General features: G+C 45.3%; 18 protein-coding genes. 10 read left to right on the forward strand and 8 right to left on the reverse strand.

The genetic code is table 11. The features are described from left to right. Positions 1-3: 3 nt before the first annotated feature. Positions 4-495 (reverse strand): hypothetical protein, encoded by a 492-nt coding sequence (locus tag VL525_RS02090; protein WP_325382799.1) that lies wholly within the window; start codon positions 493-495, stop codon positions 4-6. 24 nt (positions 496-519) lie between these two features. Then, positions 520-2,145 carry a glycosyltransferase family 39 protein gene (locus tag VL525_RS02095; RefSeq protein WP_325382801.1) on the reverse strand — a complete coding sequence of 542 codons (1,626 nt, stop codon included), beginning with the start codon at positions 2,143-2,145 and terminating at the stop codon, positions 520-522. A gap of 190 nt (positions 2,146-2,335) precedes the next feature. Between VL525_RS02095 and VL525_RS02100 the strand changes: the two genes are divergently transcribed. The 5 genes from VL525_RS02100 to dnaJ all read left to right on the forward strand — a co-directional run bounded on the left by VL525_RS02100 (position 2,336) and on the right by dnaJ (position 7,380). Further along, positions 2,336-3,487 (forward strand): DUF5009 domain-containing protein, encoded by a 1,152-nt coding sequence (locus VL525_RS02100; RefSeq protein ID WP_325382803.1) that lies wholly within the window; start codon positions 2,336-2,338, stop codon positions 3,485-3,487. Between the two features lie 26 nt (positions 3,488-3,513). Continuing rightward, positions 3,514-3,891, forward strand: a complete 378-nt coding sequence (locus VL525_RS02105) for a hypothetical protein (RefSeq protein WP_325382805.1) — start codon at positions 3,514-3,516, stop codon at positions 3,889-3,891. Between the two features lie 3 nt (positions 3,892-3,894). Continuing rightward, positions 3,895-5,433, forward strand: a complete 1,539-nt coding sequence (locus tag VL525_RS02110; protein ID WP_325382807.1) for a GMC family oxidoreductase — start codon at positions 3,895-3,897, stop codon at positions 5,431-5,433. 150 nt (positions 5,434-5,583) lie between these two features. Then, the gene (locus VL525_RS02115) at positions 5,584-6,129 is read left to right on the forward strand and encodes a nucleotide exchange factor GrpE (protein ID WP_325382809.1); all 546 of its coding nucleotides are present in this window, start codon (positions 5,584-5,586) and stop codon (positions 6,127-6,129) included. Between the two features lie 90 nt (positions 6,130-6,219). Further along, positions 6,220-7,380 (forward strand): molecular chaperone DnaJ, encoded by a 1,161-nt coding sequence (dnaJ, locus tag VL525_RS02120; protein WP_325382811.1) that lies wholly within the window; start codon positions 6,220-6,222, stop codon positions 7,378-7,380. Between the two features lie 88 nt (positions 7,381-7,468). On the opposite strand, the gene VL525_RS02125 is transcribed toward dnaJ, so the two are convergent. Then, complete coding sequence (locus VL525_RS02125; RefSeq protein ID WP_325382813.1) at positions 7,469-8,461, reverse strand: nucleoside hydrolase; 993 nt, start codon at positions 8,459-8,461, stop codon at positions 7,469-7,471. A gap of 70 nt (positions 8,462-8,531) precedes the next feature. On the opposite strand from VL525_RS02125, the gene VL525_RS02130 reads away from it, so the two are divergent. The 4 genes from VL525_RS02130 (at position 8,532) to VL525_RS02145 (ending at position 12,905) form a co-directional block, all read left to right on the forward strand. Beyond that, complete coding sequence (locus VL525_RS02130) at positions 8,532-9,683, forward strand: exo-alpha-sialidase (protein WP_325382815.1); 1,152 nt, start codon at positions 8,532-8,534, stop codon at positions 9,681-9,683. Positions 9,684-9,769: 86 nt separating this feature from the next. Further along, positions 9,770-10,678: an ATP-binding cassette domain-containing protein gene (locus VL525_RS02135; RefSeq protein WP_325382817.1), complete on the forward strand. Its 909-nt coding sequence runs from the start codon at positions 9,770-9,772 to the stop codon at positions 10,676-10,678. A gap of 2 nt (positions 10,679-10,680) precedes the next feature. Then, positions 10,681-11,907, forward strand: a complete 1,227-nt coding sequence (locus VL525_RS02140; protein ID WP_325382819.1) for an ABC transporter permease — start codon at positions 10,681-10,683, stop codon at positions 11,905-11,907. A 71-nt stretch (positions 11,908-11,978) separates the two neighbouring features. Further along, positions 11,979-12,905, forward strand: coding sequence for an exopolyphosphatase (locus VL525_RS02145; protein ID WP_325382821.1), 927 nt, complete (start codon positions 11,979-11,981; stop codon positions 12,903-12,905). Here VL525_RS02145 and VL525_RS02150 read toward each other — a convergent pair. Genes VL525_RS02150 through VL525_RS02165 form a run of 4 tightly spaced genes read right to left on the reverse strand, consistent with a single transcriptional unit; the run spans position 12,902 to position 15,669 of the window. Further along, a complete protein-coding gene (locus VL525_RS02150; RefSeq protein WP_325382823.1) occupies positions 12,902-13,165 on the reverse strand; it encodes a hypothetical protein in 264 nt (87 codons plus the stop codon). The genes VL525_RS02145 and VL525_RS02150 overlap by 4 nt on opposite strands. A gap of 11 nt (positions 13,166-13,176) precedes the next feature. Beyond that, entirely contained in the window at positions 13,177-13,452 is a 276-nt protein-coding gene (locus tag VL525_RS02155; RefSeq protein ID WP_325382825.1) for a hypothetical protein, read from the reverse strand. Continuing rightward, on the reverse strand, positions 13,449-14,849 hold the full coding sequence (locus tag VL525_RS02160; RefSeq protein WP_325382827.1) for a radical SAM protein: 1,401 nt from the start codon (positions 14,847-14,849) through the stop codon (positions 13,449-13,451). Before VL525_RS02160 ends, VL525_RS02155 begins: the two co-directional genes overlap by 4 nt. Continuing rightward, positions 14,842-15,669, reverse strand: coding sequence for a prolipoprotein diacylglyceryl transferase (locus VL525_RS02165; RefSeq protein ID WP_325382829.1), 828 nt, complete (start codon positions 15,667-15,669; stop codon positions 14,842-14,844). Before VL525_RS02165 ends, VL525_RS02160 begins: the two co-directional genes overlap by 8 nt. 143 nt (positions 15,670-15,812) lie before the next feature. On the opposite strand from VL525_RS02165, the gene VL525_RS02170 reads away from it, so the two are divergent. Beyond that, positions 15,813-17,804, forward strand: coding sequence for a M1 family metallopeptidase (locus VL525_RS02170; RefSeq protein ID WP_325382831.1), 1,992 nt, complete (start codon positions 15,813-15,815; stop codon positions 17,802-17,804). Here the strand turns inward: VL525_RS02170 and VL525_RS02175 are convergent, their stop codons facing one another. Then, positions 17,805-18,338 carry a DUF4337 domain-containing protein gene (locus tag VL525_RS02175; protein ID WP_325382835.1) on the reverse strand — a complete coding sequence of 178 codons (534 nt, stop codon included), beginning with the start codon at positions 18,336-18,338 and terminating at the stop codon, positions 17,805-17,807. Positions 18,339-18,340 lie beyond the last annotated feature (2 nt).

Raw genomic sequence — 18,340 nt, forward strand, 5'->3', positions numbered from 1 at the left:
CAATTATTTACCCGGTTTGAACTTTTGATTTTCAACCGGCAACCCGGACGGTATTGTGATCACATTAAAGCCATGCTGATTATCTTTATGGCAATTATTGCAGCTATTGGTAAGATCGGTAAATGCTTTTTTAAATTGTTCTGTACTCTTTTGTTTGATAGCGGCATTTATGCTGCCAATAGCCGGATCGATGATACCAATACTCTTTACTTCGGGCCTGTCGGTACAATACTTTTTAATATCGTCCACGGTTTCGCCTATTTCATGAACTTCGAAATCGGCCAAAGGCCAGTTTTGATTAATACCGGCAAACCAAAGTTTGGCATGATGCTCCTGCACACCCATCATAAATTCGCCCAGGCCCGGTCTGTAGGCGCCGTTAAGCTGCTTTTGCAAACTGTCAACCTGTTGCTGAAGTTTCGCTGTATCATTATCATTTCCCTGGCCGCATGAAACCACCAGGATGGCAAAAGAAAGCAAGATGATCATTTTCATAGATTACAGTTTTAAAATTCACAACTATTTTCCGAATGGCGGCAAACCGTTCAACTGGCGGTACAGGGGCATATCCGGCCTTGGCTTGCTGGATTGATGAAAATTTTTGCAGTAGTAAACCTGCAAATGCAACTCGTCGACACCGTTGCGCATGATCGCTATATCGGGTAGCTGTTTCACGTCATCAAAGTATGGCTTAACATCATCTATTACGCTTTGCTGCTGATCCTGCGCTATGATAACCGCATCATAACCCAAAACCGTTTTAGGGTCGATCAGGAACGCGGTGTTGCGTGGATCATTGGTGAAGCTGATTACTTCTTTCTGTCCTTTCAATGCCCAGTCAACTTTACCGGTAAGCCACCAACGGGTGCTACCCGCAAACAGGTGTTTGTTTTGCGTCCATCCCTCTTTAGCGAAGCGGGTACCAATGTCGTCATAATCCACACCCTGTATGGTCGGGTCCACATTATCGCCATGAAATCTGTGAACTATCCATTTAGGCCCATACCAGGTCCAAAAACCGGTAACCATGTGCAGGCTTAACACACCGATGGTAATAATGGTAAACCATGTTGAAAACACGAGCCATCGCCGGGTAAGCCTTGTCCATTTTATGTCGTTCACCAGGCTTTTGTCAATGGCAAAACCGAGTGGCATAAACAGCATCATATAGCCGGGCGCCTGCCAGTGAAAATGGTATTGCAGATCGGACCAAAGGGTAACTACGGTAAAAAAAACAATAGGCAATATCGCCAGCCAAAAAAAGAAACTATAAACTTCCGAGGTTTTCCTGAGTAAAAATGATTTAAAAAGCTGCCGCACTGTTGGGAACCATATCCACGGCAGCAGCCATAAGGCCTGCCCGCCGATGCTGCGGAAAAACCAATCGAAATGCAGTTGAAATTTTGAACCTGTACCCGCTCTCGAGCCCTGGAAAACAAATGATGCCCAATTGTTATTGTAGTTCCACCACAAAACAGGGAATGCAAACAGGATTGTGATCAGTATCGCTATATAAGGGCCGGGGTGCCAAAGCCAATGGCGCTGATCTTTATTGGTCGCCATAAACAGGAATACACCCACAAAAATGAACAACACATGGTACTTACTTAAAGTCGCCAGGCCAAGGCAAATACCCGTCATGATCCATAGCAGCCAGGTGCGCCGGCTGCTTCTCATTCTCCGGGTGTCCTTTGCCCCCGGGGCAAACATCAGTTCAACAATAAAATAAACACTTGCCAGCCAAAAGAACATCAATGGCGCGTCGGGCTGAAACCAACAGGCTATGGCTACGGTAAATACAGCACTCAGGTTCATCACTGCCACCGCCCAAAAACCGGCCCTTGCAGTAAACAACCGCCTGGTGATGACAAACAAAAGCCAGCTCGTACCTGCAAAAAGCAAAACAGCGGGAAATCTCAACCCGAGATTCGTCAGCCCGAATATTTTAATACTTGCGCCGCTCAGCCAGAAAAATAAGGGAGGCTGATCAAAATAACTCCACTCCAAATGCACAGCGCCCCGAAAATAATAAGCTTCGCCTATGCCCAATCCGGTGTAAGCTGCAAGCCATAAGCGAATGAGAAACGTGATTAATATCAGGATGGTGGTGTAAAAGGCTGCGTTAGCCTCGGTTAGTTTTCTCATTAGCTGTGGTGGATGTTTCTGATGTGCAAAATGAGCAATTATTTTATAAAGTTCCTAATGCATGGATTCGTTCAAATTGATCCATTTGCGTTCAAGACAATTGCCACATTAATTTTACTTTGATTATTAACGGAAATACTTAGCTTTATTATTTATAAACCTCACACACTTTTTTCAATTTTTTAATAACATGGCACAAACCCAGGCTGATGATTTTCAGCAGACCCCTACCCGGCTCTATTCACTGGACGCTCTGCGCGGATTTGATATGTTCTGGATAATGGGGGCCGATGCTTTATTCCAGAGTTTGCACGAAGCTGCCCCAAATTCGGGCATCTTAAAAGCAATAGCCGATCAACTGGAACACCCGCTTTGGAACGGGTTTCATTTTTACGATCTTATCTTCCCGCTATTCCTTTTTATGGCCGGTGTATCCACACCATTTTCGGTAGGTCGTGAACTGGAAAAGGGCAAAACCCGCAGCCAGCTTTTATTACGTGTTGTCAAACGCGGATTGATTTTGGTAATTCTTGGCTTGATCGCCAACAACGGGCTGCAGCTCAGGTCTATTGCCGATATACGTTTCCCCTCAGTATTAGGCCGGATAGGTATTGCATACATGCTTGCCAACATTATTTACCTGTACTCGAAGGAAATAGCGCAGATGATATGGTTTTGGGCATTGCTTATTGGGTATTGGCTTCTGCTTAAATTCACGTCAGCTCCGGGCTTTCACCCAGGCGACCTGACGCCGGAGGGTAATTTTGCTTCCTATATCGACCGTACCATATTGCCGGGTCATTTGTATGTGCCTTTTCCCGATGGGAGACCTAACATGCACGATCCTGAAGGTCTTTTTTCTACCATTCCCGCTATCAGCACTGGTTTACTCGGTATCCTTACAGGCATCACGCTAAAGAAACATACCCTGACGCAAATTCAGAAGACGGGCAGAATGGCCATCGTCGGTGTGATCTTTATTATACTGGCCCTGATCTGGAACTTTGATTTTCCTATCAATAAAAACCTTTGGACAAGTTCATTTGTGTTATTGGTCGGCGGTATTAGTTTATTGCTGATGTCGTTGTTTTATTATGTGATCGACGTGCTTGGTTATCAGAAATGGGCTTTCTTTTTTCGGGTGATCGGGATGAATTCCATCCTTATTTATATGTCCGGGAAATTCATAAAGTGGGAATACACCACCAATGCTTTTTTCAAATGGCTGATACAATGGGTTGGGACCCCCTGGGGGGCGGTAGTATTTGCCGTTTGCCTGTTGTTGATTAAATGGTTGTTTTTGCATTTCATGTATAAAAAGAAAGTGTTTTTGCGGGTCTGAGTACCGGTCGTTACATTTGAATACCTATGGAGAGAAGAGTTTTCGTTCGTTTATCGGCTTACACGGCATTGGCGCTTGCTATGCCATTAGCCGATGGATGCAAGAAAAATCCAAATGATCCGTTGAGCCAGCCATTTCTTTTTTCACGGATCGCCGACGTAAAAACAATACGCGAGGCGGGTATGGCCTATCGCAAATTGGCGCCGCATGAAAATGAGGCAACGGCACTCCGGCAAATCCTGTCTGAAGGCAAGCCGACAACAGATGCCAAAGTATTAACATCGCTTTTAAACAAACAGGTAAAAGACGATTTCCGGTCAGCCAAAACTGTTATGGCAGCCGGTTGGGTAATGTCGGTAACCGAGGCCCGTCAATGTGCTTTATTTTCAATACTTAATACATAAATCATGCATATTGACGCTAAACTAATACCTGATAATTCCGTAATTGAAGGCGATATATGCATTATTGGTGCCGGCGCGGCAGGCATCAGCATGGCGTTGGAATGGATCAATACTCCCTATAACGTCATCTTGCTTGAAGGCGGCGGCTTTGATTATGAACCAGCTATGCAAGACCTGTACCGTGGCAAAACTACCGGTCAGCGCTATTACCCGCTTGAATCTGCAAGGCTGCATTATTTTGGCGGTACCACCGGGCATTGGGCGGGCTTCTGTTCAGTATTTGATCCTATAGATTTCGAAAAACGCGATTGGGTGCCCTACAGCGGCTGGCCTATTAAACGCGGCGACCTGGATGCGTTTTACGTTCGCGCACAAAGAAACCTCGACCTTGGGCCATACGAATATAGTTATGAATACTGGCGGGAAAATGACCCATCGCTGGTATCGCTGCCATTCGATTCGGATGCTGTTTTTAACAAAATGTGGCAGTTCAGTCCCCCTACACGTTTCGGCACAAAATATAAAGATACCATAGTTAATGCTCCCAATATCTACCTGTACACCTATGCCAACGTTACCGATATTACGGCAAACGAACACGCATCTACTGTTAAACAGGTAACCATAAAAAACCTGGCAGGTAAACAGCATACTGTAAAGGCCAAATGTTTTGTGCTTGCATGTTGTTCCATGCAAAACGCGCGGCTTTTGCTGGCATCGAACAAACAGGCGCCGAAAGGCCTGGGGAATGACCATGACGTGGTTGGGCGCTATTTTATGGAGCATATTGAGATAAAATCAGCAGAAATGTGGTTTCCTGATCCCGAACAGCTAAAATTATATTCGATAGATTACGGCAAAACGAAGGTACGGGCCGAACTTGCCATTACCGCCGGGAAACAGCGTGAACACCGCATTTTGAATGGCACAGCCTCTTTCTCTCCGCTGGAAGCAGCAAGGAATCAGCCTGCATTTATTGATATCTGGAAATCAAGCGACCCCAAGGAGCGGGAAAAGGCATTTGGAAAATTTGATGAAACAGAAAAGAAATCAAAAAATAAAGACGGGCACAATTCTTACCAGCTTTTTACGCGCGTGGAACAGGCGCCCAACCCAAACAGCCGGATCAGCCTTGAAAGCGAAACCGATGCCCTTGGGATGAGACGTGCCACGCTGCACTGGGAACTGACGCCGCTTGAAAAGCGAAGCATCCGGACGATCTACGAGATCATTGGCCGCCAGATAGGCATCGCCGGCAAAGGCCGCGTGCGTTTAATGGAATATCTGCGCGACGAGCATGACAATAGCTGGCCCGAATTTACAGGCGGCGGCTGGCACCACATGGGCACTACCCGCATGGGCACCGACCTAAAAACCAGCGTGGTTGACGCCAATTGTAAGGTGCATGGAATTTCCAATTTGTTCACGGCCGGCGCCTCCAATTATGTTACAGCTGCCGCGCCGAACCCTACTTTAACTTTAGTAGCCCTCACTTTAAGGCTATCGGATCACCTGAAAAAATCAGCCGGCATATTTGTATGACAATTGCTGACAACTGTACCACCTTCTGTCATTAACCCGACTGCTAACTGCCAACTCAAGACTACAAACTGAAAACGGCTGACACCTTGTCGTTTTTTCTGCAATGGCAGGATAGTTGATTTGCACTGTTGAATCATGAATTTTAATGATATGCTAAAGAAAAAAAAGACGGAGAATACCGAAAACACCGATCATAACAATGAATCTGTCGCTACTGAAGGAAATGATGTCATGACATCAGAATCGACCCCTGAAGAATTATTAAAACAGGAAGTAGCGCTGGCCAATGACAAATATTTACGCCTTTACGCCGAGTTTGACAATTTCCGTCGCCGCACGATGAAGGAAAGAAGTGAATTATTGCAAACCGCAGGATTGGATGTGATCGTGTCCCTGCTGCCGGTGTTAGATGATTTTGACCGTGCAACACGCTATATGGATAACGCAAACGATGTAAATGCCGTAAAAGAAGGCGTTGTATTGATCCAGCAAAAATTAAAAAATATCCTGGGGCAAAAGGGCTTAAAAGAAATGCAGGCCGTAGGCACTGCCTTCGACCCTGAATTGCACGAGGCTATAACCAATATTCCCGCTCCTTCTGACGATCAGAAAGGTAAGGTGATTGACGAAGTGGAAAAAGGCTATTACCTGAATGATAAGGTGGCCCGCCACGCAAAGGTGGTTGTAGGCAATTAATTATTGATTTATCGAATTATCAAATTGCTGATCAAGTCCAATATTTTCAATAATTCAGTAAATCAATGATTCAACAATTAGAATATATAAATGGCTAAAAGAGATTATTACGATGTTTTAGGCGTTCCGAAAGGTGCCGATGCCGATGAGATAAAGAAAGCCTACCGCAAGATGGCTATCAAATATCACCCGGATAAAAATCCCGGCGATAAACAGGCGGAAGAAAACTTTAAGGAAGCTGCCGAAGCATACGAGGTGTTGAGCAGCCCCGAAAAAAAACAACGCTACGACCAGTTTGGCCACGCGGCTAATGCGCACTCGGCCAATGGCGGCGGCTTTGGCGGCGGCAGTATGAATATGGAAGACATATTCAGCCAGTTTGGCGATATCTTTGGTGGTGGCAGTCCTTTCGACGGCTTCTTTGGCGGCGGACGTCAAAGCGGTAGCGGCCGAAGGGTACAACGCGGCAGCAACCTGCGTATCAAAGTACGCCTGACGCTGGAAGAAATTGCCAACGGTACCGAAAAGAAAATAAAAGTGAACAAGCAGGTAGCGTGTAAAACCTGCGACGGCACAGGCGCTAAGGACCGCTCGTCGGTTCAAACCTGTAAAACCTGCGGCGGGCAGGGTGCAGTACGCCGGGTGACCAATACTATATTGGGCCAGATGCAAACTACCAGCACCTGCCCTACTTGCAATGGCGAAGGCACAGTTATTACTGCAAAATGTAATGTTTGCCACGGCGATGGTGTTGTGCGTGACGAAGAAACTATCAGCATTAACATACCTGCGGGCGTAAGCGAAGGCATGCAGCTGAGCATGAGTGGGAAAGGTAACGCGGCCCCCCGCGGCGGTGTACCGGGCGACCTGATCATCCTGATAGAAGAAATACCGCACGAAACCTTAAAGCGCGATGGTAACAATATCATCTACGACCTGCACATCAGCTTTGTAGATGCTGCGATTGGCACCAGTGTAGAGGTACCGACCATCGACGGCAAAGCCAAGATCAAAATAGACGCCGGAACACAGGGCGGTAAAATATTAAGGCTGAAATCAAAAGGGGTTCCTGAAGTAAATTCCTACCATCGTGGCGACCAGTTAGTGCACATCAATATATGGACGCCAAAAGCGCTTAGTCGCGAAGAACGCGAGGCGCTTGAAAAACTACAGGATTCGCCTAATTTCAAACCAAGCCCGGGAAAGAACGAAAAGAGTTTCTTTGAGCGGATGAAGGAATACTTTGAATAGGTTAAGTCCGGAGGGCGGAAAGTCCGCATAAGTCCGAAAGATATTGAAGCCCGGGATCAGTTTGATTTCGGGCTTTTTCTTTCTGCTTTCACCTCAAAACCGGTTGATGCTGTATCAACTCATCGATCAGTTTTTGTACTTCGGTATAGTCCACTTTTTCTACTAAATAAGCCTGACCTTTGCCGTTATCATCCCAAACATCACTGCCATCGTCCGCTACTTTCATCCTGCCGCTATGCAGGCTATACCATTGGGAATAGCCCTTAATGGCAACTAAAACAGCGGTTTCATCCCAGCTCATCCGGCCAGCGGAGTCTTCCTTTGCTTTCGGGATGGAAATACTAAACACATCCTTTGCAGGGTCATTTTTTATAGCCTCGTTATGAACGAGCGGTAAACCGACATGTATCTTCGCCCCTATTTCAAAGCCGCTTAATATCACCTGGCCCGGCCAATTCTGATAAACATTTTGGGATGCTTTGGCATCCTTCATCACATTGAATTCGAACCCGGATGGGAACTTCCCGGCCATGCAAACCAGCAGTTTTACCTTACGGGCAACCAGCGATTTGCCATCCAAATTTGAATATTTGTCGGCGCTTGAATTCAGCAGGTTGGAAAGATTGGTAAGGAAGCCAACTGTTACAATGGTTACACCTTTATCGGGTTGTGCAGCAAGCAGCTTTCGGTAAAGCTTCACCGCATCCCAGGCATCTGCGTTATTTTTAAGTTTATGCGGGTACTTGGCCAATAAGGTATCTGTCCAATGCTGCCAGTCGCGCAATTCAAGCGCATCGCCTTTTGGTACGCCTACCGGTATGCCAGGCCTTTTAAAATAGGTATTGAATACACTGAATACCCCTGCCACGCCTTCGTATTTTGTGCTGGCTATGGTAGCAAGTATGTTGCATTCACCTTTATCAGCCAGCGCATGCAGGATGGTTATGGCTCCGGCGTCGTCGTAATCGGGTCCCATATCGCTATCGAATATGATATTGACGGGTTTAGGGGCGACTTTTTGCGCACAAGCACTATTTATAGTAAATATGCCAAGGCAAAACAGGATAATAAAACTTCTCATCGTAACATCTAAGGTATCAAATTATTATTTTTAACCGCCTGCTGTTGAATTTTAAAACGCCCGCTCAGAAATGACAAAAACCAAATTACTGCCATATATCGCCTTATTACTTTTCACATTGCAACGTGTGAATGCTCAGAATACACCGACGATCCGAAATAATTATCAAACCGAAAACGGCATCCCTCATTTAAAAATCGAGCGAACGATGATCTATTCGCCAGAGAAAGTCTGGCTATACAATCACCACCCGTCGGTCATTCATTTTAAAAATAATTTTATTGCGATATGGTCAAACGGACTGATCGACGAAGATTCGCCGGGGCAGCGCGTAGTTTTTTCGGTTTCCGCGGATTGTGTCCATTGGTCGGCTCCAGCTGTTTTGGCGTCACCCCACCTTGACCATGATACATTGACCGTGCTTACGGCCGCCGGATTATACCAGCACAATGGCAAACTGGTGGCTTACTACGGGGAATATACAAAAAACCGCACCAATACCCACCTTTGGGCTAAAACAAGTACCGATGGCCTGCACTGGAGCAAGGCGATAGACCAACATCTTCCGTTAATACCCAACCATGGCCCTGAAGCAACAAGCAGAGGCAGGCTTATTATTAGCGGCAACTTTACATTCCCGTATACCGATGACCCATCGGGGTTATCAAGCTGGAAGATGAGCAGCTTTTACCCCGACTCGCTTTATACGCAGGATAACTCGGCCACTTTTTACGCTCCGGCGGCAAAACTTGGCTTACCGCCACTATGTGAGGGATCATTTTTCCAAACCGACGACGAGGTACTTCACATGCTGCTAAGGGTTACTGGCAAAGGATGGAAAGGTCGTTTGTGGCTCACCGAAAGCACAGATAACGGCAAAAAGTGGTCGCGCCCGGTTGAAACCGCGTTTTCGGATAATGACAGTAAGTTCCATTTTGGCCGCCTGCCCGACAAACGTTTTTACTATGTTGGTATTCCCGACACGCTGCATCATTATGACCGTAACCCGCTGGTTTTATCCATATCAAAAGATGGTGTTCTGTTTGACAAAAATTATATCATTGCCGATGAATTATACCATTTGAAAAAGGAGGGCTTGTGGAAAGGCGGGCAGTATGGATACCCGCATAGTATCATTTACAACAATTATCTTTATGTTATTATATCGAGACAGAAGGAATCTATTGAAGTTATCCGGTTCAGTTTAGATCAATTAAAATAAGCCACATACCAATAATAACGACGATAATTCGTAACAAATCACGGTTCATGTAATCCTATTTATAATTAAAAATAACTGACCTTTATATGCTTAGTATTCGACACATCGAAAAGCAATATGCCGGCCATAAGGCATTAAGCGATGTGAGTTTAGAAGTTGAAAGCGGGCAGATATTCGGCCTTTTAGGTCCGAACGGCGCCGGTAAAACTTCACTCATACGCATTATCAACCAAATCACAGCTCCCGATTCAGGCGAGATCTATTTCAACGGCGAAAAGCTGAACCAATCGCACATCAACCGCATCGGCTATCTGCCAGAGGAACGCGGCCTGTACAAGAAAATGGAGATAGGCGAGCAAATGATTTACCTGGCGCGGCTTAAAGGCCTAAGCCGCGAGGAAGCCACACGCCGCCTGAAAGTATGGTTCGCAAAGCTGGGAATGGAAAGCTGGTGGAAAAAGAAGATCGAAGAACTGTCCAAGGGCATGCAGCAAAAGGCCCAGTTTGTGGCGACCGTATTGCACGAGCCCGACCTGATCATATTGGATGAACCTTTCAGTGGGTTCGACCCGGTAAATGCCGAACTGATAAAAGATGAGATACTGGAATTGAACCGGAAGGGAGCCACTATCCTGTTTTCCACCCACCGTATGGAATCGGTTGAGGAACTTTGCAATTCAATAGCCCTGATACACCTTTCGCATAAGATATTGGATGGGAAGGTAAAAGCCATCCGCAATTCGTACCGTAATAATACTTACCTGGTTGAATATACCGGTACGAAACTCGATGCAAACATCGCCCAACCGTTTGAGTTGCTGGATGAAATGCCCGACGATGACCGCTACCGGATGAAGATCAGCCTTAAAGCCGGCAGCGATGCTAATGATGTGCTGAAGTACCTGCTGCCAAAGGTCCAGATAAATATGCTGCAGGAGGTGATTCCCAGCATGAACGAGGTATTTATTGAAACTGTAAACAAAAAATCAGCCTGACCATGAATAAAATTTTATTGATCATCCAGCGTGAGTACACCACCCGCGTGAGGAAAAGAGCATTCATTGTCATGACTTTGCTGGTTCCTGCATTATTTGGCGGCATGTTTGCCACCATTTCGTACCTGGCTAACAACAAAAACCAGACGATTCATATCGTCAACGTTATTGATAACAGTCACCAGTTTCAGGATAAATTTAAAAGTACGAAAACTTTAAAATTTCAAAACACTAATAAGCCGCTCGATTCCATCAAGGCGTCGCTTAATGATGACGACATTGTCCTGATGATCCCGGAAGGGAAAAACGACACTGCGGAATTGTTTGCTCGAAAGAAGAACACACTTGCTCTTTCTGATGAGATTCAGCAGCAAATGAATAATATCGCATCGAACGAAAGCCTTGTGAAAATGGGTATAGATACAGCCCGGCTGCATAGCGTTAAAAGCAATATTGTATTAAAAACCCGCGAAATGACAGCCGAAGGCGATAAAAGCGCCAATATTGGCTCGGCTTATGCGCTGGCATTTGCAGGGGCCATTCTTATCTATATGTCCCTGTTTATTTACGGCGCACAGGTAATGCGTGGTGTTATTGAAGAAAAAACAAGCCGCATTATTGAGGTAATTGTCTCATCGGTTAAGCCATTCCAGCTAATGGCGGGTAAAATTATTGGCGTGGGGCTTGTAGGGCTTACGCAATTTGCCTTATGGATCGTTTTATCTTACCTTGTTGGCAAGCTGTTAGGTCAGAATGGGGCATCGCAAAGCTCCACATTTAAGTTTGTACAGACAATGGCCTCCAGCGCTGGTTATGAACTGGCTTGCTTTGGCTTTTACTGGCTCACCGGTTTCTTATTGTACAGCGCACTTTTTGCCGCTGTTGGTTCGGCAGTGGATAGCGAGACCGAAACACAGCAGTTTATGTTCCCGATAACATTGCCTTTATTATTTACCTATATTTTATCGGTATCTTACCTGTTCCAGGCACCGGACAGCACCCTGGCGGTATGGTTATCTATAATACCATTCACTGCCCCTGTAGCCATGATGGTGAGGGTGCCTTTTCATGTGCCAGGCTGGCAGTTGGGGCTATCGATGGGGCTTATGGTAGTGACTTTCATTTTCTGCACTTACATTGCAGCAAGAATATATCGCGTCGGGATTTTGATGTATGGCAAAAAAGCCAGCTTTAAAGAAATGGCAAAATGGTTCTTTTATAAAGAGTAGTACTGATCCTAATAATTTTTTAATAGTCCCTCATTTCCTAAACAATTTGAGGGATTATTTATTTTAGAGGCATGGATAAACGCTTTGCCGTGATGGATCTCGGCACCAATACTTTTCATTTACTTATTGCCGAGGGAAACATTAATGACTTCCGGGAAATTGTTCATGAGCACATTGCAGTAAAATTGGGCGAAGGTGGCATTAATAAAGACATTATCCTTCGTGCCGCGTTTGAGCGGGGCATAAACACCATGAAAGATTTCACGCGGCAGATAAGAGATAATAAAGTTCAACAAATCAGAGCAATAGCTACTTCTGCACTAAGAAATGCTTCAAACGGAAAAGACTTTATTCGTGAGGTAAAAAAAGAAACCGGCATCGAAATAGAAGTGGTGGACGGCGAGCGGGAAGCTACCTTTATTTATGAAGGCGTTAAAGCCGCGGGGCTCCTTACGCCGGAAAGTTCCCTGATCATGGATATTGGCGGCGGCAGTGTCGAATTTATTATCTGTAACGATAAAAACCTGGTATGGAAACAGAGTTTTGAGATCGGCGCGGCACGGCTGATGGAAAAATTCCATCACGCCGACCCTATTCCGCCGGCAGCTATCGAAGCATTGGAACTTTATCTTGAGCATGCCCTTAGCGATCTGTTCAAGGCGGTAAAGGATACTAATATTTACAACCTTATAGGTTCATCCGGCGCTTTTGAGACATTCGCCGAACTTGCCGCTTTTAAAAGAAGTGATGTATTCGACCTGAAGAAAATCAAAAATTACGTATTTGACTACGAAGAATTGCTGGACGTGACAGATAGACTACTATTATCCACTCATGCCGAACGTGAGGCGAACCCATTGATCATTCCTGTCAGGGTTGATATGATCGTGGTGGCATCGCTGATCACCCGTTACATCCTGCAAAAGCTTGCGATAAACCATGTCGCGCTGTGTACTTACTCATTGAAGGAGGGTGTTTTAGCAGGGATGATGGGTTAGTGGGTGAAAATCACCCAGCAAGTGGAAAATCCTATTAATAACACAAGCAGTGCGCTAAGCAAAAATTCTTTGCGCCATACAAATATCGCAAGTATAAGACAAAGCACTGCATGTATACCAACAAAAAATGCATTGAGAATAATATTTAATTCTCCCGATTCAACATATCGGGTGTATAATGTATAGGCTATCATTACCGCCATATTAATGGCAACAACAAATATTTTCCTTGAATTCCACGAGCGATCAGAATTATCCATAAAAATTGCATTTAATGCATATTTCCCAGATCGAGCAAAGTAACGCAACTCGAAAAGCCTATTGCGAGAACTAAAAAAGCGCTTAACACCCATTCCCATCGCTTCGCTACTATTGAAGTAACGATGCTTGCCATGAAATGGACTGCGATGAAAAACGCGTCAAGAAACATACCGCCATCTATAAACCGGCAAATCATTGTGTAACCCACCAATGCGAGCATATTGTAACCCACTACCTTCCACCGGTTGGAGGCTTTTATTTCGTCATTTTTTTCCGGTTCGTTCATGTCATTGACATTTCATTTTGTATCTGTTTAAGATAGTTGACCTTATCGTCCCGGTAAAAAAGGTTCATTGTCTCGAATGGGATAATACTCATATCCTTGTTGACGATATGTACACACGATTTTTTTATGGCGCGCACGTCGAAATTGTGGGCGTCGATAAATTGCATAATTATAATGCGGAAAAGGTTATCGTAACCCAGGTCCGGGGCATCTATTTGCGGTAGGCAGCACATTATAGACTTCAAATGGTCGCTCGCCTTATCTACTGAGTTGCCCGTACTGAACATATTCAATAAGTGGAGTTTCAACTCTTCATCCTGCTCATATACAATCGTATTTTTGGAATTATCCAACAGATCGTCAGGATTGATGAACCGTGTCAACGGAAAAACCATCGGGCCCAATTTGAGCGCGTACCCCATAACTAAAGCATCCGGGTTACAAGGAACTGGCAACAGGTCGTGTTCATTAAAAATATTGGTTTGTTCCAAAATTGCCGATCTAACTTCGGTTAAAGTATATCTATCTGTGTTTGTATCAAAGTTTTTTAGCCGTCCCGCCTGCTGTGTAGGTTGAAAGGTAACGCCCCTTACACAGCGCTGCTTTAGCGCATATTCGATGATCGCTCCTATTTCATCTGTATTCAAACCTTTCTGAAGCGTCGCCACTAATGTCGTCGACAGGTTATATTTATTCAAGTGCTCAATCGCTTTTACCCGCACTTCGCGCAGGTCTTCACCTCTTAACTGTTCAAGTGCCTCTTTTTTGAAAGAATCAAACTGCAGGTATATTTCAAAATCGGGCATATAGGTAGCCAGCCTGGCAACAAAAGCTTCGTCCCTGGCTATCCTGATACCATTTGTATTAACCATCAGGTGCCTGATGGGCTTCTTTTTAGCTATGTCCAGTATCTCAAAAAATTGAGGATGTACAGTCGGTTCGCCGCCGCTTATTTGTACAACGTCCGGCTCCCCTTCGTTGGCTACTATAACATCCAGCATTTGTTCAATTTCGGCAAGAGTGCGGTGCCTGCCATAGTTCGGCGACGACATGGCATAACAAGTAGGACAGCTCAGGTTGCAGCGGTCGGTCACCTCAACTATGGTGAGACAGGAATGCTGTTCATGATCCTGGCAAAGCCCGCAATCATAGGGGCATCCGAAATGAGTTTTAGTATTGAACTTTAGTGGCATTTCGCTGCGTTTGGCATAGTTACGGCAGTTTCTATAATATGCCACGTCTGTAGCAATCAAAACCTTCTCAAAACCATGTACACGACAGTTTTTAAGCATGTATACCTTGTCATGCTCAAATACAATTTTTGCGTCGACCCTTTTCAGGCAGGTTGAACAAATGCTTTGGGTAAAGTCATAGTAGATATAAGGGCGTTCAGGCATACGACTTAGGTTCTGTTAATTTTGACGGGAAAAAAAATACTTTATAATAATACAAAATACCCGCGATACAAACCAATTGTATAACTGATAATCCAAAGCTAAAAAAGTAATCCGGCTTAATAAATTCGATGAGCAGCCTGAGTATAAGATAGTTTACCATAAGTATTTTGAATCTCGAGCCGTTGGTAAACCGGTGGTGGCGTTCGTAAAGCATCAGTGTTATCCATAACGCTATCCAGAAAAGTATTTCATAAAGATTGGTCGGGTGCCTGCGTATACCGTCACCAAAGTTAATAGCCCAGGGCAAGCCGGAACGGGTGCCATACGTGCCATCTTCCAGTCCGGAAAAAAAACAGCCTGTTCGGCCGATAATCATAGCCAGTATCAGCGGGTAAACCATCAGGTCGCCGGAGGACACCGAGATACCTATTTTCTTTTTGACTAGTTCTACACCGACCAACCCACCGAGCATGCCCCCAACAATCGTTTTGTTTCCCATAAAATACACAAAGCTCATTTGGTGAACAAGTGTCGGGTTTTCAAATATTCCCACAATGTGCGACCCTAAAAAAGCCCCAAAAGCCGCTCCGATAAAGATTATAAACCTGTCATTTGAGCTAATAAGGTCATGTTCGTTTCGGCGGAGATAAACATAATAACGGTACCCTAAAAAATACGCCAATGTTTCGCAAATAAAATGCAGCGGGATAGATGAATGGCCGAAAGGAATATTTACGGGGAAATGCAAAATGGCGATAGTGGATTTATTAATGCCGAATTTAAAAAATCCTTTTGACGTCGCATCATCTTCATTTGACAAAAGCAGAAATGTGATTTTTTTTGAAACAATACTCTTTAAAAAATATCATTTGATTTATCAAAATTAAACCTTTGGGCCGTTATTAAATCAAATACAAATCACAGCTATCCTTTGTATATTGCGACCCTTATAGCGGCACCTTTATGAAATTAAGATCTATATTAACCTGCCTTACCGTATTAACAATATTTTCAACCCAGGCACAACGCAAACACAGGCCTGCAACCGTGGATACTATTATATCCAACTACCAGCCTGCCGATCTTTTTTCGCCAATGTTTTATCCGGAGCGCGGAAATGACCAGCACGCAGCCAACGGGGAGCCGGGTATTAAATACTGGCAGAACAGGGTGAATTACCAGATAAAAGCCGCTATCGACACCGCTACCAAAACCCTTACCGCTACAGAAACGCTTGATTATGTAAATAACAGCCCGGATGCGCTGCAATATTTATGGCTTCAGCTGGATCAGAATACTTATAAAAAGGATGCGCGGTCTAATTATTACACCGATGCGGCACCAACACAGCATACCAATGGTTACGAGATAGAATCAGTTGCTATCGATCACGGAGATGTAGTAAGAAAAGTTGACTTCATTGTTACCGATACCCGTATGCAGGTGCGCCTGCCGAATGCCATAAAGCCTAACGGCGGCGGCATAAAGCTGCGCATCACATACCGGTACACCATTCCGGGCACATTTGGTAACCGGACAGACTATAACGACACCAAAAACGGGAAGATATACGAAATAGCGCAATGGTTTCCGCGCATGTGTGTATATGACGATAATGAGGGTTGGGATACATTGCCGTTCCTGGGAAGCGGGGAGTTTTATTGCGAATACGGTGATATAGATTACCAGGTAACCGTTCCGTGGGATATGATCGTAGCCGGTTCGGGAGAATTGTTGAACCCGAAAGAAGTATTGACCCAAAGGCAAATAGACCGGCTTGCGGCTGCCCGTGAAAGCGATAAAACTGTTATGATTCGAGATGCTAAAGAGGTGAACGATCCTGCGTCGCGACCTGTACATAAAGGCACACTTATGTGGCACTTTAAAATGAATAATACGCGCGATGTGGCTTTCGGCGCATCAAGGGCTTATGTTTGGGATGCTGCACGGGTTAATTTACCGGGCGGTAAGAAATCGCTGGCGATGTCGGTTTACCCGGTTGAAAGTGTTGGCGACAGCGCCTGGAACAGGGCTACCGAGTACCTGAAAAAATCGATAGAATATTTTTCTGAAAAATGGTTCGTATATCCTTATCCTGTAGCCGTCAACGAAGCCGGCGTAGCGGGCGGCATGGAATATCCCGGTATCGTATTCGACGGCATTACTGACAAGGGAAAAGACTTGTTTTGGGTAACCGCGCACGAGATCGGCCATAATTGGTTCCCGATGATCGTTGGATCGAACGAGCGCCGTTATGCATGGATGGATGAGGGTTTTAATACATTTATTGACGTATATGCCTCTGATGTAATTAACAACGGTGAGTTTGCCCCCAAACGCGATAGCGAATACGCGCCGGGCGGTGGTAATCCGGCAGACGAGATCATTCCAACCATACTTGATCCGGATGCGCCCACGATTATGACCGCGGCTGATGCTGTGCCTGAAAAATACCGGCACCCCATCACCTACTATAAAACGGCATTTGGGTTGGTGTTACTGCGCGAACAGATATTAGGCCCCGACAGGTTCGACTATGCCTTTAGGAATTATATTGCCAAATGGGCATTCAAACATCCTCAGCCTGATGATTTTTTCCGGTCGATGGATAATGGCGCAGGCGAAGACCTTTCCTGGTTTTGGAAAGGGTGGTTTTATAATAACCTGAAACTGGATCTGGAACTGCTTAGCGCCGGATATGTAAACAACGACCCGAAGCAGGGCCTTAGTGTTACGGTTGCCAATCTTGAGCAAATGGCCATGCCATTTACCGTTGAAGTAAAACTAAAGGACGGAACTTCGCAACGCATAAAAATACCTGTTGAGGCCTGGCTGCAGAATAACATGGTAACCTTTGTAGTACCAACAACAGGCGAGGTTAAAAGCGTTGTTGTGGACCCGGACGCGGCGCTGCCGGACGTAAACAGGGGGAACAACGGTTTCGTGTTCAAATGATCAGATAACGCCGAGTATAAACTGTGTAATCCCAATGGCGAACAACACCAGGCTAATATACCACAGCGGTTTCTTTTTGGATAACAGCGAAATTGCGGATATGGATATGGCGATCTGAAAAAAAGTTACGGCGCGCGCCAGCACCATGTCATCGGCCAAGTGTTCCTGCGATTCTTTTTCCAGTTCCCGGGCCTCTTCCTGTATCTTTTCCTGGTCCTTTTTTAGCTTTTCTTTCCGCTCAGCGGCGGCTTTAGCATCGTCCGGCTGCTTTGCATCTTTCAATTGCAGCACGGCATCGGCCACCTCGGCCTTAATACCCTTGGCGTTATAGTAGGCCCATTTGTCAGAAGCCTGTACCTGGGTAATAAGCGCTTCGTTTGATTGATGCCCCGCCATCAAACTGCTTACAGCAGCAAACGCAGCCATAAACGCCGTTGAAATAGCTACCCTCATCGACCACTTATCGTGGCCCTGGTGCGCAGCTTCGTGAATATGTTCGTGTAAATGCTCGGTTGGAACTTCTGGCTCTTCCATTG

It is taken from the genome of Mucilaginibacter sp. (assembly GCF_035492695.1).
Taxonomy (GTDB): Bacteria; Bacteroidota; Bacteroidia; order Sphingobacteriales; family Sphingobacteriaceae; genus Mucilaginibacter.

Bases quoted from the DNA above. Each gene is read 5' to 3' on its own strand.
- VL525_RS02110 (WP_325382807.1), top strand. From the start codon at position 3,895: ATGCATATTGACGCTAAACTAATACCTGATAATTCCGTAATTGAAGGC.
- VL525_RS02130 (WP_325382815.1), top strand. From the start codon at position 8,532: ATGACAAAAACCAAATTACTGCCATATATCGCCTTATTACTTTTCACA.
- dnaJ (WP_325382811.1), top strand. From the start codon at position 6,220: ATGGCTAAAAGAGATTATTACGATGTTTTAGGCGTTCCGAAAGGTGCC.
- VL525_RS02125 (WP_325382813.1), bottom strand. From the start codon at position 8,461: ATGAGAAGTTTTATTATCCTGTTTTGCCTTGGCATATTTACTATAAAT.
- VL525_RS02105 (WP_325382805.1), top strand. From the start codon at position 3,514: ATGGAGAGAAGAGTTTTCGTTCGTTTATCGGCTTACACGGCATTGGCG.
- VL525_RS02145 (WP_325382821.1), top strand. From the start codon at position 11,979: ATGGATAAACGCTTTGCCGTGATGGATCTCGGCACCAATACTTTTCAT.
- VL525_RS02140 (WP_325382819.1), top strand. From the start codon at position 10,681: ATGAATAAAATTTTATTGATCATCCAGCGTGAGTACACCACCCGCGTG.
- VL525_RS02090 (WP_325382799.1), bottom strand. From the start codon at position 495: ATGAAAATGATCATCTTGCTTTCTTTTGCCATCCTGGTGGTTTCATGC.
- VL525_RS02135 (WP_325382817.1), top strand. From the start codon at position 9,770: ATGCTTAGTATTCGACACATCGAAAAGCAATATGCCGGCCATAAGGCA.
- VL525_RS02170 (WP_325382831.1), top strand. From the start codon at position 15,813: ATGAAATTAAGATCTATATTAACCTGCCTTACCGTATTAACAATATTT.
- VL525_RS02095 (WP_325382801.1), bottom strand. From the start codon at position 2,145: ATGAGAAAACTAACCGAGGCTAACGCAGCCTTTTACACCACCATCCTG.
- VL525_RS02175 (WP_325382835.1), bottom strand. From the start codon at position 18,338: ATGGAAGAGCCAGAAGTTCCAACCGAGCATTTACACGAACATATTCAC.
- VL525_RS02115 (WP_325382809.1), top strand. From the start codon at position 5,584: ATGCTAAAGAAAAAAAAGACGGAGAATACCGAAAACACCGATCATAAC.
- VL525_RS02150 (WP_325382823.1), bottom strand. From the start codon at position 13,165: ATGGATAATTCTGATCGCTCGTGGAATTCAAGGAAAATATTTGTTGTT.
- VL525_RS02100 (WP_325382803.1), top strand. From the start codon at position 2,336: ATGGCACAAACCCAGGCTGATGATTTTCAGCAGACCCCTACCCGGCTC.
- VL525_RS02160 (WP_325382827.1), bottom strand. From the start codon at position 14,849: ATGCCTGAACGCCCTTATATCTACTATGACTTTACCCAAAGCATTTGT.
- VL525_RS02155 (WP_325382825.1), bottom strand. From the start codon at position 13,452: ATGAACGAACCGGAAAAAAATGACGAAATAAAAGCCTCCAACCGGTGG.